Origin of the sequence: Bradyrhizobium jicamae (assembly GCF_018130215.1) — a bacterium.
GTDB classification, from domain to species: Bacteria; Pseudomonadota; Alphaproteobacteria; order Rhizobiales; family Xanthobacteraceae; genus Bradyrhizobium; species Bradyrhizobium jicamae_A.
Genome location: NZ_JAFCKQ010000022.1, coordinates 98382 through 112003, shown reverse-complemented (window position 1 = coordinate 112003; position 13622 = coordinate 98382). Strand labels below are relative to the sequence as shown.

12 protein-coding genes are annotated in these 13622 nt (G+C 64.7%); 5 read left to right on the top strand and 7 right to left on the bottom strand.

All coding sequences use genetic code 11. The features are described 5' to 3' along the window. The first annotated feature begins 486 nt into the window (after positions 1–486). Complete coding sequence (gene argE, locus JQ586_RS23010) at positions 487–1659, top strand: acetylornithine deacetylase (RefSeq protein WP_212396895.1); 1173 nt, start codon at positions 487–489, stop codon at positions 1657–1659. A 110-nt stretch (positions 1660–1769) separates the two neighbouring features. Here argE and JQ586_RS23005 read toward each other — a convergent pair whose 3' ends face one another. Together JQ586_RS23005 and JQ586_RS23000 are read right to left on the bottom strand one after the other, a co-directional pair. Beyond that, the gene (locus JQ586_RS23005; RefSeq protein ID WP_212396894.1) at positions 1770–2123 is read right to left on the bottom strand and encodes an NIPSNAP family protein; all 354 of its coding nucleotides are present in this window, start codon (positions 2121–2123) and stop codon (positions 1770–1772) included. Between the two features lie 59 nt (positions 2124–2182). Then, positions 2183–3097: a DMT family transporter gene (locus tag JQ586_RS23000; RefSeq protein ID WP_212396893.1), complete on the bottom strand. Its 915-nt coding sequence runs from the start codon at positions 3095–3097 to the stop codon at positions 2183–2185. A 420-nt stretch (positions 3098–3517) separates the two neighbouring features. On the opposite strand from JQ586_RS23000, the gene JQ586_RS22995 reads away from it, so the two are divergent. Continuing rightward, the gene (locus JQ586_RS22995) at positions 3518–4867 is read left to right on the top strand and encodes a hypothetical protein (RefSeq protein ID WP_212396892.1); all 1350 of its coding nucleotides are present in this window, start codon (positions 3518–3520) and stop codon (positions 4865–4867) included. Positions 4868–4958: 91 nt separating this feature from the next. On the opposite strand, the gene JQ586_RS22990 is transcribed toward JQ586_RS22995, so the two are convergent. Together JQ586_RS22990 and JQ586_RS22985 are read right to left on the bottom strand one after the other, a co-directional pair. After that, positions 4959–6017, bottom strand: coding sequence for a phosphotransferase family protein (locus JQ586_RS22990; protein ID WP_212396891.1), 1059 nt, complete (start codon positions 6015–6017; stop codon positions 4959–4961). Positions 6018–6163: 146 nt separating this feature from the next. Then, a complete protein-coding gene (locus tag JQ586_RS22985; RefSeq protein WP_212396890.1) occupies positions 6164–7396 on the bottom strand; it encodes an acyl-CoA dehydrogenase family protein in 1233 nt (410 codons plus the stop codon). 193 nt (positions 7397–7589) lie between these two features. Here JQ586_RS22985 and JQ586_RS22980 point away from each other — a divergent pair, with 193 nt between their 5' ends. Next, positions 7590–8279: a TetR/AcrR family transcriptional regulator gene (locus tag JQ586_RS22980; RefSeq protein WP_212396889.1), complete on the top strand. Its 690-nt coding sequence runs from the start codon at positions 7590–7592 to the stop codon at positions 8277–8279. Positions 8280–8352: 73 nt separating this feature from the next. Here JQ586_RS22980 and JQ586_RS22975 read toward each other — a convergent pair whose 3' ends face one another. Both JQ586_RS22975 and JQ586_RS22970 read right to left on the bottom strand, forming a co-directional pair. Further along, positions 8353–8748, bottom strand: coding sequence for a RidA family protein (locus JQ586_RS22975; RefSeq protein ID WP_212396888.1), 396 nt, complete (start codon positions 8746–8748; stop codon positions 8353–8355). A gap of 109 nt (positions 8749–8857) precedes the next feature. Further along, positions 8858–10084 carry a CaiB/BaiF CoA-transferase family protein gene (locus JQ586_RS22970; RefSeq protein WP_212396887.1) on the bottom strand — a complete coding sequence of 409 codons (1227 nt, stop codon included), beginning with the start codon at positions 10082–10084 and terminating at the stop codon, positions 8858–8860. Positions 10085–10320: 236 nt separating this feature from the next. On the opposite strand from JQ586_RS22970, the gene JQ586_RS22965 reads away from it, so the two are divergent. Continuing rightward, positions 10321–10563, top strand: a complete 243-nt coding sequence (locus JQ586_RS22965) for a hypothetical protein (protein WP_212396886.1) — start codon at positions 10321–10323, stop codon at positions 10561–10563. A 37-nt stretch (positions 10564–10600) separates the two neighbouring features. Here JQ586_RS22965 and JQ586_RS22960 read toward each other — a convergent pair whose 3' ends face one another. Next, positions 10601–12376: an acyl-CoA dehydrogenase family protein gene (locus tag JQ586_RS22960; RefSeq protein WP_212396900.1), complete on the bottom strand. Its 1776-nt coding sequence runs from the start codon at positions 12374–12376 to the stop codon at positions 10601–10603. 255 nt (positions 12377–12631) lie between these two features. Here JQ586_RS22960 and JQ586_RS22955 point away from each other — a divergent pair, with 255 nt between their 5' ends. Further along, positions 12632–13570, top strand: coding sequence for an IclR family transcriptional regulator (locus JQ586_RS22955; protein WP_212396885.1), 939 nt, complete (start codon positions 12632–12634; stop codon positions 13568–13570). Positions 13571–13622 lie beyond the last annotated feature (52 nt).

The window sequence follows — 13622 nt, the reverse complement described above, 5'->3', positions numbered from 1 at the left end:
TTCGTTTCGCCGCTCTGTGAGCAGAGGGCGCAGGGAAAGCCGGGTGCCGATCGCACCCATGGGCCCCGTGCAAGGTAGAAAGCACGGGGGTAGGACCACAGGTGTAACCGGGAACAACCCGGCTTTCCCTGCGCGATGGGTTACGGCTTATACGTGCTCTCCCCGGCGAGACTGGGCTTTCTTGTCACCGTCGCCAGCGAGAGACATTGCCCTCGCTGATGAGACACCTGCCACCAGGGCGTCAGGCCTGCACGATTTCGCCGTCCGCTGCATGCGCTCTCGTCAGTCACGCATGAACGTCCACCGCATCCCACCGCAACGTTCGTGACGATCGCGAAGCGCCCCTCGAGCGGGTGAGACGGAAACTCTATACACTGGTTTGTCATTACGATAAACCGAAATATTTTTACTGCGGGGGCTTGACCCGTCGGGCAAATCAATGCCTCAGAATGTGCCCAGCCCCAGTCCTCGCGAATGAGCCTGCTCATGCCAAGCCAACGCTCCGAACGTATCCGAACCATCCTTGCCAAGCTCGTCGGCTTCGACACGATCAGCGACCGCTCGAACCTGCCGCTGATCGACTACATCGAGGGCTATCTCGACACGCTCGGCATCAGCGCCGAGCGCATCGTGGACGAGACCGGGCAGAAGGCCTCGCTGTGGGTCACGGTCGGGCCTGCGGACAAGCCCGGCCTGGTGCTGTCAGGGCATACCGACGTCGTGCCGGTCGCCGGACAGGACTGGACCCACGACCCGTTCGCGCTGATCGAGCGCAACAGTAAGCTCTACGGCCGTGGCACCACCGACATGAAGGGCTTTGTCGCGGTCTGTCTCGCCATGGTTCCGGAGATGCTCGCGGTCGACCTGAAGACACCGATCAACCTCGCGATCTCCTATGACGAGGAGATCGGCTGCGTCGGCGTGCGCCCGATGCTGGGTGAAGTCGCCAAAAAGCCGATCAAGCCGCTCGGCTGCTTCGTCGGCGAGCCGACCCGGATGCAGGTGATCATCGGGCACAAGGGCAAGCACGGCGTGCGCGCGACGTTCCGTGGGCTCGCGCGCCACTCCTCGATCGCGCCCGACGGCGTCAATGCCATCGAATATGCGGCAGAGCTGATATCGGAAATCCGCCGCCGCGCCGCGCTGCTGGCCGCGGATGTCGAGCCGGGCAGCCTCTACGACGTGCCGCACTCCACCCTCCTCACCAGCATCGTGCACGGCGGCGCGGCGCTGAACATCGTGCCCGACCATTGCGTCGTCGAGTTCGAATGCCGCGGCATCGGCATCACCGAATCCAGGGAAGTGACGGATGCGATCATCGCCTGGGCGAAGGCCGAGATCGAGCCGGCGATGCGGGCGAGGCATCCGGAATGCGGCATCGATTTCGAGGAGATCCTCGACTATCCCGCACTCGACACCAGGGCGGACGCGGCCATCGTCACGCTCGCCAAGCAGCTCGCCGGACGCAACGACCACGCCAAGGTCGCCTTCGGCACCGAGGCCAGCCTGTTCGTCGACATGGCCGACGTGCCGTCGGTGGTGATAGGTCCCGGCGGAATCGCGCAGGCCCACACGCCGGATGAGTTCATAGAGATGTCGCAGCTCGAGAGCTGCGGGGAATTCGTCGCGCGGCTGATCGCGCATTGTGCGAAGGGCTAGCGCAGATTCCTGGCCCGCATGCACGAAGCGACACGGGGGGCAGCTTCCCGGATATCGCCGCTTCCTTTGCCACCACGGACAAGTCACCCGGGCTACGGACTCGTCCGCCCCTACCCGGCCGCCAGCAAGCTGCGTGCCCGCGCCGGCGAATAATCCACCGGCGTCAGCAGCCGGTCCTCGATCTGGCCGACCATCAGGCCGTGCTCGGCATGGGTCACCCGCTTGATCTCGGACCATTCGGCATCGGCCATGAAGGCCGCCCAGGCCGCGGTCTTGGCCGCCTCGTCGGGCCATTCCAGCAGATAGACGAATTCGGTGCGGTCACCGAACTTCGTCTCCCACATGGCGGCGAATTTGAAGCCGTATCGTCCCGTCATGATGCGGGCCGCATGGTCGCGGAAGCGGGCGTGAAACGCGGCCTTGTTCTTCTCGAATATCTCGTAGATGCGCAGTTGCTGGATCATCGCCGCCTCCTGTTGCCCGCAGAGATGGGGACGCGGTGCCGGCCTTCAAGCGCGCCCGTTCACAACCCGTCCGGCGGGAGGCCCGGCGCCGTTGCGGCCGGGCGGAGCTTGTCGCGCTTTCGCTCGCGGTAGAAGGCGTAGAGGCCGGAGGCAACGATGATCCCGGCACCGGCGAGCATCGCCGCGTCGGGCCTGTGGCCGAACACGAGATAGCCGAGCAGCATCGCCCACAGCAGCGCGAAATAACGGAACGGCGCCACCGCCGAGATGTCGCCGGTGCGCAGTGCCACGATGATGCATTGATAGCCGATCAGGATCAGCACCGCGGCGAGCGCGAGCAGGCCGAGCGCGTGGCCGGACGGCGGGCGCCAGCCGCCGAGCGGAACCAGACTGACTGCGCCCGCCGTCGTGACCGTCACGGTCGTCACCAGCGTGATGAACAGGGTCGGCAATTCGGTCGGGATGCGGCGCGTCGCAAGATCGCGCACCGCACAGAAGCCGACCGAGGCCAGCGCCAGCAATGCGGCCTGGCTAAAGCCCTCCGCGCCCGGCCGGACGATCACCAGCACGCCGATGAAGCCGGCCGTGATCGCCAGCCAGCGCCGCCAGCCGACCGGCTCGCCGAACACCAGCGCCGCGCCGAGCGTGATGACAAGCGGCAGCGCCTGGAAGATCGCCGACGCGTTCGCAAGCGGGATCTGCGAGAGTGCCGCCATATAGGTCAGCGTGCCGCCGATCTCGCCAAACACGCGTAATGCCACCGGACCGATCAACAGAACGCGGAACGAGCGCAATGCCCCACGATGCGCGGCAAGCGCCGCGACCAGCACCATCGACACCAGGCCGCGGACGACGAGGATCTCGCCGATATTGACCTCCGCGGATACCGCCTTGGTGATGGCGTCGTTCATCGTGAAACTGGCCATGGCCGCGGCCATGAACAGGCCGCCGCTTATGTTTGGAGATAGCTTCAAGATGAGAAATTCGGTTCGGGACAAGGGCAGGTTTTCTGACCAATCCCATTGCCAAAGCGCAGCGGCAAACTCAAGCCGCATGCCGCATTTTGTCGCTCCGTGGTGTCGCGCTGCCGGCATTGCGAAAGCTTGCGCGCAGATACCATCCATGGTTGAATAGAAAGATAGTGAACGTTTAAAATTGAACGCAAATCCATTGCTGGACGTTTGTTCCGGAATTTTCTTGTCGCGCCCTTCGACGCACAAGAGGTGCAGTTTCGACGTGTAGGCGCCAATCGCTCGTCCCGTCTCCGGCACACGATTGATGCGCGCGAGCAGAACGCCGTTGCACGCCGCAGGAGGCCCGCTTGAGTGCCGCAAGGGCCAAAGAACGTCTCGAACGACGTCGATGACGTTCCTTGGAGCCAAAGGCGATTACTCATGTCCAATCTTGCAGAAATTCTCAGCGACGGCGTGCTTCGCGCAGTCGCCATCGCCACCTTCAGCCTGCTCGTTCCGCTCGGCGTCTATGTCGGCCGCATGAACGTGCGGGCCTCGCGCCGCGAGGTCGTGCTCGATCTCGAGCGTCTGTTCCAGTTCGCCAAGTCCGATGGCCGTCCGATCATCCTGCCGTCGTTCGAGCTGGTCAAATACAAGTACGATCCGGATTCCAATCCCGAGCGGGCCGGCTCGACCAACGCCAATTCGATCCGCTTCTACATTTTCCCGGTCGCGATCTACGTGCTGCTGGCGTTCCTCTGCTTCGAGTTCGCATTCTCGCCGACGCCGCGCCAGCCGGGCAATCCGAGCTTCTATGCAAGCCCCACGGGCTGGCAGGGAATGGTGACCTACACGTTTCTCAGCAGTTACGTCTGGACGCTGCAATACCTGGTGCGGCGGATCGCGAATTTCGACCTGTCGCCGATCTCGTTCTTCACCTCGTTCCTGCACATCACACTGGCCCTGTTCGTCAGCGCGGCGGTGGCGCAGAGCGGCGTCCTCGACGCGCTCGGCGACAAGCCGAAGATCGCCGCGGCGTTCGTGATCGGGTTCGTGCCTGACCTGTTCATCTCTGCGCTGATCGCGAAGTTCCCATGGATCCGGCTGCGCCGCGTCAGCCCGGCCAGCAAGGCGCTGCAGGAAGAGCTGCCGCTCGACATGATTCTCGGCATCGATCCCTTCATGAAGCTGCGGCTCGGCGAATTCGAGATCGAGGACGTGCAGAATCTCGCGACCATGAATCCGATCCAGATCTTCGTCGAGACGCCCTACGGCCTGTACGAGGTGATCGACTGGGTCGCGCAGGCGCAGCTCATCCTGGCGGTCGGGCCGGCGCGCACGATCGCGCTGCGCGACATCCATATCCGCACCATCTTCGATCTCGAACGCTGCCTCGACAATCCGCTGCTGAAGGAGCGCGTCGCCTACATCCTGCTCGGCCTCGACGTCAGCAACTTCGCCGCCGAGACGCCTGCGGTCTCGCAGGCCGGCGCCAAGGGCAGCGAGCGCAAGCTCGATCCGAAGGATATTCTGAGCGCCGTCATCGCCTATGTCAGGGACGATCTCCACGTCCGGCGGCTCCGCCAGATCTGGGACGTGATCAACTCCAGCCTGGACGGGCGCTATCAGGACGAGAAGGATCACCACCCTGCGATCGCGAAGGGCATCGACGATGCGAAGCCGTCGCCGCGAAAGCCCGTGTCGTCGGAACCGGCCGCGCCGACGCTGCTGAAGCCGAAGAACGGCAGCAGCGACAAGGGACCGAAGCCGCCGGCCGGCACGCCGCATTGAAAGCGCGTCGCTCAAACGAAAGGCCCCGCTTGCTGCGCGCAGCGGGGCCTTGATCATTGAAGCGCAGCGGTCTCGAAACGCGCGGCTTGCCTCAGGTTGCGCCGGCTTTCTGCGCGTATTCCCACGACGCCTTTGACAGCGGCACGGTGCGCTTGGCCGATTCGAGAGCCTTGGCGTTCGCGGCGGTGCCGTCGCGCACCCGCCCGGCAATGCCCTGCGTGATGCCCGCGAGGCGGAACAGATTGTAGGAAAAATACCAATTGAGGTCGGGCACGGCGATGCCGGTCACCTTGCAGTAAATCTCGGCGGCCTCGTCCTGGCTCGGAATGTTCAGCGCCTCGAGGTCGGCGCCGGCGAGGCCCGGCATGGTCCACTGCATCAGCAGATAGGTGAAGTCGGCCATGGGATCGCCGAGCGTCGACAGTTCCCAGTCGAGCACCGCCTGCACCCGCGGCTCGGTGGCGTGGAAGATCATGTTGTCGAGGCGATAATCGCCGTGGACGATCGAGACGCGCTGCTGCTGAGGCACCGTCTTCGGCAGCCATTCGGCGAGCTTCTCGAATTCCTCGATATGCTGTGTCTCGGAGGCCCGGTATTGTTTGGTCCAGCGATCGACCTGCCGCGCGAAATAATTTCCCGGCTTGCCGAAATCGGCGAGCCCGATCGCTTCCGGATTGAAGAGGTGAAGTTTCGCCAGCGTCTCGATCTTGCTGGTGAAGATCTTCCGGCGCGCCTCCGGCGGCTGGCTCGGCAGCGTCGGATCCCAGAACACCCGCCCCTCTTCCATCGACATGATGTAGAAGGCCGAGCCGATCACGGCATCGTCGGTGCACAGCGCATAGGCTCTGGCGACCGGGAAGTTCTGCTTGCCGAGCGCGGCAATGACGCGGAACTCGCGGTCGACCGCGTGCGCCGACGGCAACAATTTACCGAACGGCTTGCGGCGCATCACGTAATTGCGGCCGGGTGTCTCGAGCTTGTAGGTCGGATTCGACTGCCCGCCCTTGAATTGCAGGACCTTCAGCGGGCCCTGGAATCCCTCGACATTGTCCTGCATCCAGGCAGCGAGGTTCGTCTCGTTGATACGATGACGCTCCTCGACTTCCCTTGTGCCGGAAAATTCCTCGTCTTTTCTGACGCCGTCCGCCACGATGACGCTCCCTCAACTCAGTTCTTGGAGAGCGCCATCCGCGGCGACGCTCCCTAAATCAGGCTGGCTTGCCAGCCTGATTTCGTTTCTATCTTGAAGCATGATGTTTCGGAAAGCCGGTGTCGACTTTTCCGGATCATGCCTGGTCAGTGCGTCTTGTTTGCATACTTCCGAAGTTCAAGTCTGGCAATGGCGCGATTGTGCACCTCGTCCGGACCGTCGGCGAGACGAAGCGTGCGGATGTGGGCGTAATCCCTGGCGAGCCCGGCTTCGTCCGAAACACCGCCGCCGCCATAGGCCTGGATCGCCTGGTCGATGATCTTCAGCGCCATGTTGGGCGCGGCGACCTTGATCATCGCGATCTCGGCCTGCGCGGTCTTGTTGCCGACCTTGTCCATCATGTCGGCCGCCTTGAGGCACAGCAGGCGGTTCATCTCGATGTCGGTGCGGGCCTCGCCGATGCGCTGCTCCCACACCGAATGCTCGATGATCTTCTTGCCGAACGCGGTGCGCGAGGCGAGCCGCTTCACCATCTTCTCCAGCGCCTCCTCGGCCTTGCCGATGGTGCGCATGCAGTGATGGATGCGGCCCGGACCGAGGCGGCCCTGCGCGATCTCGAAGCCGCGGCCCTCGCCGAGCAGGATGTTCTCCTTCGGCACGCGCACGTTCTCGAGCAGCACCTGGGCGTGGCCGTGCGGCGCATCGTCGAAGCCGAACACCGGCAGCATCTTCTCGACCTTGATGCCGGGCGTATCGAGCGGCACCAGGATCTGCGACTGCTGCTGATGCTTGGCGGCGTTGAAATCGGTCTTGCCCATCAGGATCGCGACCTTGCAGCGGGGATCGCCGACGCCCGACGACCACCATTTGCGGCCGTTGATGACGTAGTGGTCGCCATCCTTCTCGATCCGCGTCTCGATGTTGGTGGCATCCGACGAGGCCACCGCCGGCTCGGTCATCAGGAAGGCGGAGCGGATTTCGCCGTCGAGCAGCGGGCGCAGCCATTTGCGCTTCTGTTCCTTGGTGCCGTAGCGCATCAACACTTCCATGTTGCCGGTATCGGGCGCGGAACAGTTGAACACTTCGGAGGCCCAGGAGATGTGGCCCATCTCCTCCGACAGCAGCGCGTATTCGAGATTGGTCAATCCCGCGCCGTGGAATTCATCGTCCTCATGCGAGGACGGCGGCATGAACATGTTCCAGAGGCCTTCGGCCTTCGCCTTCTTCTTCAGTTCCTCGAGGATCGGGATCACCTTCCAGCGCGGGCCTTCGGCGTCCTGCTTGTCATAGATCGGCACCGCCGGGCGGACGTGCGTGGTCATGAAGGCCTGAACGCGCTCCAGCCATTCCTTCTGCTTGGCCGAGATGGTGAAATCCATGGGACGCTCCTCGTTTCCTAGATTTTGGGCCGCACTGTCCACCTCGCGCCCGGAGCCTGCAAGGGCTTTCGCGGATCGCGACCGTGGTGTGCCAGAACGCCATCGGCGCGAGATGCCGATTGACATTTCCGGCTCTTCAAACGATAGTTTCATACAAATGTTTGAAAAGCAACCGCAGCATTGGGGGTGACCCATGCCGAGCGATCAGACCCGATCCGCCATTCTCGCCGCCGCCGAGCGGCTCTATGCCGACCGCGGCTTCGGCGACGTCACGCTGCGCGACATCGTCGCGGAGGCCAACGTCAACCTCGCTGCGGTGAATTACCATTTCGGCTCAAAGGACGAATTGATCGCCGAGCTGTTCGTCACCCGCAGCATCCAGACCAACCGCGAGCGTCTCAATGAATTGAAGGTGGCGGAGGAGCGCGGCGGCGGCCGCGCCTCGATCGAGGACATCATGCGCGCGCTGGTCGGCCCGACCTTGCGCGGCTGCCTCGGTCCCGACCGCGAAGGCTCGACCGCCGCGCGCTTCATGATCCGCGCCTCGATCGAATCGGTGCCGCCGATCCGCCGCATCAAGAACCGCGAGGTCGATCATCTGCGCAAATTCGCCGCCGCGATGCGCCGCGCGATGCCTGCGAGCAACGACACCGAGCTCTATTGGGGCCTGCACTTCGCGCTTTCGATGGCGCACCACACCATCCGCGAGAAGGAACGGCTGCTCAAATTGTCCGAAGGCAAATGCGACCTCGACGACGTCGCTGGGATCATCGACCGCGTGGTCACGGTCTCGGTGATGGCGCTGACGATCGGCGAAGTCGCGAGCAAGCCTCCCGTACGGCCGGCGGTCATGCATGGACGGCTGACGCGCCAGGATTTGTGATTTGGCCCGACCTCACCTCTCCCGCAAGCGGGAGAGGAAGCGCGGTTTCTCTGCGGTCAGCCCACCGCTCTCCTCACACCATCGCGATGCAATCGATCTCGACGTCGAACGGCCCGGTCCATTCCGGGATGCAGACGAAGATCCGCGCCGGCGGCTGGTGCGGGAAGTATCGCGCATAGATCGCGTTGAACGTGGCAAAATGTTTTGCCGAAGTGCAGAACACGTTGCACTTCATCACATTGTCGAGCGAGGCGCCGGCGGCCTCGAGGCAGCTCTTGAGCTGCGCCATCACCAGTTCACTCTGCTGCTCGATCGACGCGCCGGCGGCGATCTCGCCGGTTGCCGGATCGAACGGCGGCAGGCCGGACACGAAGATCATGTTGCCGGCCCGCGTCACCGGCGAGGCCGGCGCCTTCCAGCGCTCCAGCCAGGTCGAGATCGGTTCGACGCGGACGACTTCCCGTTTCATTGCGGACACCCTTCGATGGACGATCGATGGCGTCAGGCTAGCACGGCAGCGTCAACCATGTTTCGATGCCGGTCGAAATGTTGCAACCGCGATGCGGAACCGGCTTCCGTTACAGGATCCCCTGTGCCTTCAGCGCGTCGACCCTGGCCGCGTCGTAGCCGATCGTCGCCAGCACGTCCCTGGTGTCGGCGCCGAGCAGCGGCGGGGCGCGGTAGTCGGTGATCGGCGTACCCGAGAAGGTCAGCGCATTGCGGATCAGCGACAGCTCACGCTCGAAGGGATGATCGACCTTGATCCGCATGCCGCGCGACTGCACATGCGGGTCGTTGAACACCTGCTCGAAATCATTGATCGGACCCGAGGGCACGCCGGCCTCCTCCAGCTTGTCCAGCCAGTAGGCCACCGGCTTCTTCAGGAACAGGCCGGCGAAGATCGCCATGATCTCCTTGCCGTGCACGACGCGGTCGTTGTTCCTGACGAAGCGCCTGTCGTTGGCGAGCTCGGGCTCGCCGAGCACGGCGCAGGTGCGCTGGAACTGGCCGTCATTGCCGACCACCAGCATCAGTTCGCCGTCGGTGCAGCGGAACACGCCGGCCGGCATGCCGCCATTGCCCCAGGTGCCGCGCCGCGGCGGGGTCTTGCCGTTGACGAGATAGATCTGGGCCCAGTGCGACAGCGACGCGATGACGGTGTCGAACAGGCAGACGTCGACATGCTGCCCATCCCCGCCATTCGCCTTGCGATGAAACAGCGCGGCGAGGATGCCGATCGAGGCATTCATGCCGGTCATGTAGTCGACAATCGAGGGACCGACCTTCATCGGGCCTGCGCCGGGCTCGCCGTCGAGATGGCCGGTGACGCTCATCAGGCCGCCCATCGCCTGCAGGATCGCGTCATAGCCGGCGCGCGGCGCATAGGGGCCGGTCTGGCCGAAGCCCGTCACGGAGCAGTAGATGATGCCCGGGTTGAGCTTCCTGATGGTCTCGTAGTCGAGCCCGTAGCGCTTGAGGTCGCCGACCTTGTAGTTCTCCATCATCACGTCGGCCGTCTTGGCGAGCTCGCGGATGATCTCCTGCCCTTCCGGCTTGGCAATGTTGACGGTGACCGACTTCTTGTTGCGGTTGGCGCATAGGTAGAACGAATTGTTGTTGTTCTGCCTGCCGTCGGGATCGGCAAGATAGGGCGGGCCGAAGGCGCGGGCGTCATCGCCGCCGCCGGGGCGCTCGATCTTGATCACCTCGGCGCCGAGATCCGCCAGCATCTGGGCCGACACCGGGCCCGCAAGCACCCGCGTCAGGTCGACGATCTTGATGCCCGAGAGTGGCAGAGCCGACATGTAAGCTTCCTCCGATATGTTGCGATCTGTTGATTGTGTGGCGCCGGGGCGGTGCCCGCGCGCGGCAGAGCTTGGCGATACACCATTTTGGCCGCGCGAGCACTGCATTGTCCGCATGACACCATCCGCCTGCGGCTGACGTGGATCGTACCGGAACCGGCCGTCCGCCGCGCGAAATTGTGAAGCGGCTGCGGTCGAATCGGACGATATGGTCCGCCCGACGAGGAGGCAGGACGATGCGGCCGATGACCAGGATGGGATTGATTTTGGCGATGCTTGCAGCCTCGCTGCCGGCGGCAGGCGCACGCAGCGGCGGTCATGGACATGGCGGCATGCATATGCGCCACATGCACGGCGACGGCGCCGGCACCTTTGCCTCCGACAAGCGCCACGGCGACGATCCCTATACCAAGGCGGCCTCCGAGGAGGAGGACCGCCTGCTCAACACCAGGCTGAAGAGCATCTGCCGCGGCTGCTAGGTGTCCTCGACAAGGACACGTCCGCAGTGTATCGCCCTCAGGCCGTCAGGCAGGCGACCGCCCGGTCCAGCGGCACCGGTTCACCGGCAAGCACCAGCGCGATCGCGTCGCGCTCCCACGCATCATCCGCCGGAGCGAGCGGATCCTTCGCCGTCAGGCGATGCTCGAGCACGAAGCGCGACAGCAGCAGCCGCTTCGCGTCAACGTCCGCCTGACATCCCTCCCATGCCAGCACGATCGCGGAGGCCGCATGGTAGAGCGCGCTGGCCGCCAGCCGCGCAGAGTGCTCGGGGACGCGATCGTCGGCCACGCGCTCGGCGAAGGCGACAGCGCGGTCGAACGCCGTGCGAAGGCGCCTTGCGAACGGCTCGGGCAGGTCCTTCGCCTCGCTGAGCCGGCGTTCCATCGCTGCCGCCAGCGCGCGGTGCGCTGCGCTCTTGCCGACCGCGCGCGTGATGATGTCGAGTGCGTTGATGTTGCTGGTGCCTTCCCAGAGCACGCCGACATGGGCGTCGCGCACCAGCCGCGCCTGCACCCACTCCTCGATATAGCCGTTGCCGCCGCGCGTCTCCATCGCGCCGGTGGCGACCGGAATGTTGTCGCGGCAGGCCCGGTACTTCAGGAGCGGCGTCAGGATGCGGACGAGGTCCTTTGCCTCATCGGAACCGGCGTTCGCCCGGTCCATCGCCGATGCCGCCACCATCATCATCGACAGCGCCTGCTCGCTCGGCACGATCAGCTTCATCAGCTGGCGGCGGAGCAAGGGGAATTCGATCACCTTCCGGCCGAACGCGACCCGCGCCCCGGCGCTCGCCATGGCCTCGTTGACGCAGCGCCGCATCATCGCGGCGGCCCGCACGCCATGCGACAGGCGCGAGAGATTGACCTGCTCCATCATCTGCTTGAGGCCTTGCGTGGGGTCGCCGACGAGATAGGCCACCGCATTGTCGAGACGGATCTCGCCCGACGCCATCGACCTGGTTCCGAGCTTGTCCTTGAGGCGCACGATCCGGTAGGTGTTGCGGCGGCCGTCCTTGAGGCGGCGCGGCAGCGCGAAAAGCGCGAGACCCCTGGTGCCCGACGGCGCACCTTCCGGTCGCGCCAGCATCAGCGCGACGTCGGCATCGGCATGCGAGCAGAACCATTTGTCGCCGCTCAGGCGCCAGACGTCGCCGTCGCGGCGCGCAATGGTTTCGATGGCGCCGACATCGGAGCCGCCGGCGCGTTCGGTCATGAACTGGGTGCCCTTCCACAGCGTCGCCATGTCAGCCGACAGCATCTTCGGCAGCAGGTAGTCCTTCAGCTCGTCGGAGGCGAATTTGCGGATCAGGTGCGTCGACGTGTCGGAGACGCTGATCGGGCACATCAACCCGAACTCGCTCTGAACGAACAAATACTGGAACGCATATTTCGCGACCGCCGGCAGCGGCCGGTCCATGCCGAGCACGCCGCCGCGATGGCTCATGGCGTGGAACTGGAAATCGCCGAAGGCGATCGCCTCCATGTCGCGATAGGCCGGATGATAGTCGATCCAGTCCTCGTCGCGGCCATACGCGTCCCTCGGATTGAGCACCGGCGCATGCTTGTCGGCGATCCGGGACAGCCGGTCGAGCCGGCCGCCCGCGAGCTCGCCGAGCCTCCGGAAATGCGGCTCCAACTGCCGATGATCGGCCTCCGACAGATACAGCCTGAGCAGGTCGCGAAACCCGCGGTCGAGATCGTAGAAATTGAGGCCCGCACAATCCGGCGAGATGTGGCGCGCTGGATCCGGCGTAACCGCGGCATCAGCGCCGCGAACATCATGCGCGCTCATCTGCATCGGAGATCTCCCTGGGTGCTGCTTTCGAACCTGACGCGCAAGATCGGCAACGATCGCCGCGTTGTCCATGCCGGGAAGGGCCCGCGCAAATAATTCCAGATACGTGGAGGAAATGCCGCGCGGCCGCGGGTCCGCCAAGTCTTGACCTCCGTCGGTTTCGCGGCACATTCGGTTCGCACGAGGCGCGCCAACGCCGTACCGCGCCGCACCATGAACGCCCCTCACACGGGGGCCAACGGACGACAACAGATGAAGGGAGTTCGCTCCGACACGCCGTCCCTCTCCCGCCGGGGACGCAGGCGCATCGTTGCCGAGCGCGCCGGTCCGCGCGCCGATGATCCCTCGGCGACCGTGATCGAGGCGAACCGGCACGACGAGCTGTTTCGTCCCGCCGATGGCGACACCGATCCGTCCGTCGTCAAGTCGGCGCATCGCGTGCTGCGCATCTTCGAATATTTTGCCGAGATCGAGCGCCCGGCAACGATGACGGAGATCGCGCGCCGCCTGAACTATCCGACATCGAGCACCGCGGCGCTGCTCAAGAGTCTCGTCGAGCTCGGCTATCTCGACCACGCGCGGCAGGAACGCACCTATCGGCCGACGGTCCGGGTCGCCCTGCTCGGCGGCTGGATCAAGGGCCAGACGATTCCGGGTCTGACGCTCGACGACATCACCCGCGAACTTCGCGACGCGACGCGGCTGACGACGTTCGTCGTGGCGCGCAATCAGCTCTACAGCCAGTATCTGCGTGTGCTGCAGGGCACGACGCCGGTCCGCTACTATCTCGAACCCGGCGCGCGCCGGCTCTTGACCCACTCGACGCCCGGCCGGCTGTTCCTGAGCCTGATGAATGATGACGACGCAAGACGGATCGTCCAGCGCATCAACGCCGAGGAAGCTGCGTCATGTCAGGTGCGGTTCGCAGACATCCAGCAGGCGCTGGCGACGATTCGCCGCCAGGGCTTTGCCTATACGCGCGAGATGGGAACGCCGGGCCTGAGCGCGATTGCAATGCGCCTGACCGACTCGGACCAGACCCCACCGCTCGCGATCACCGTTGCCGGCCCAAGCTCGATGATTTCAGCGGAGGCCGGCACGATCATCGCGACGATGCGCGGACTGGTCGAGCGCCACTCGCCCGGCCTGCTGCCGCAGGTCGACAGCGCTGCTCCGCCTCAGGAAACCTGAAGGGACCTGAATCCATCCGGCTCCATCATTGAGATGTGCGCATCTCCACAGC

Coding starts and splice junctions, on each gene's coding strand:
- argE (WP_212396895.1), top strand. CDS start 487: ATGCCAAGCCAACGCTCCGAACGTATCCGAACCATCCTTGCCAAGCTC.
- JQ586_RS23005 (WP_212396894.1), bottom strand. CDS start 2,123: ATGATCCAGCAACTGCGCATCTACGAGATATTCGAGAAGAACAAGGCC.
- JQ586_RS22995 (WP_212396892.1), top strand. CDS start 3,518: ATGTCCAATCTTGCAGAAATTCTCAGCGACGGCGTGCTTCGCGCAGTC.
- JQ586_RS22985 (WP_212396890.1), bottom strand. CDS start 7,396: ATGGATTTCACCATCTCGGCCAAGCAGAAGGAATGGCTGGAGCGCGTT.
- JQ586_RS22980 (WP_212396889.1), top strand. CDS start 7,590: ATGCCGAGCGATCAGACCCGATCCGCCATTCTCGCCGCCGCCGAGCGG.
- JQ586_RS22975 (WP_212396888.1), bottom strand. CDS start 8,748: ATGAAACGGGAAGTCGTCCGCGTCGAACCGATCTCGACCTGGCTGGAG.
- JQ586_RS22970 (WP_212396887.1), bottom strand. CDS start 10,084: ATGTCGGCTCTGCCACTCTCGGGCATCAAGATCGTCGACCTGACGCGG.
- JQ586_RS22965 (WP_212396886.1), top strand. CDS start 10,321: ATGCGGCCGATGACCAGGATGGGATTGATTTTGGCGATGCTTGCAGCC.
- JQ586_RS22960 (WP_212396900.1), bottom strand. CDS start 12,376: ATGAGCGCGCATGATGTTCGCGGCGCTGATGCCGCGGTTACGCCGGAT.
- JQ586_RS22955 (WP_212396885.1), top strand. CDS start 12,632: ATGAAGGGAGTTCGCTCCGACACGCCGTCCCTCTCCCGCCGGGGACGC.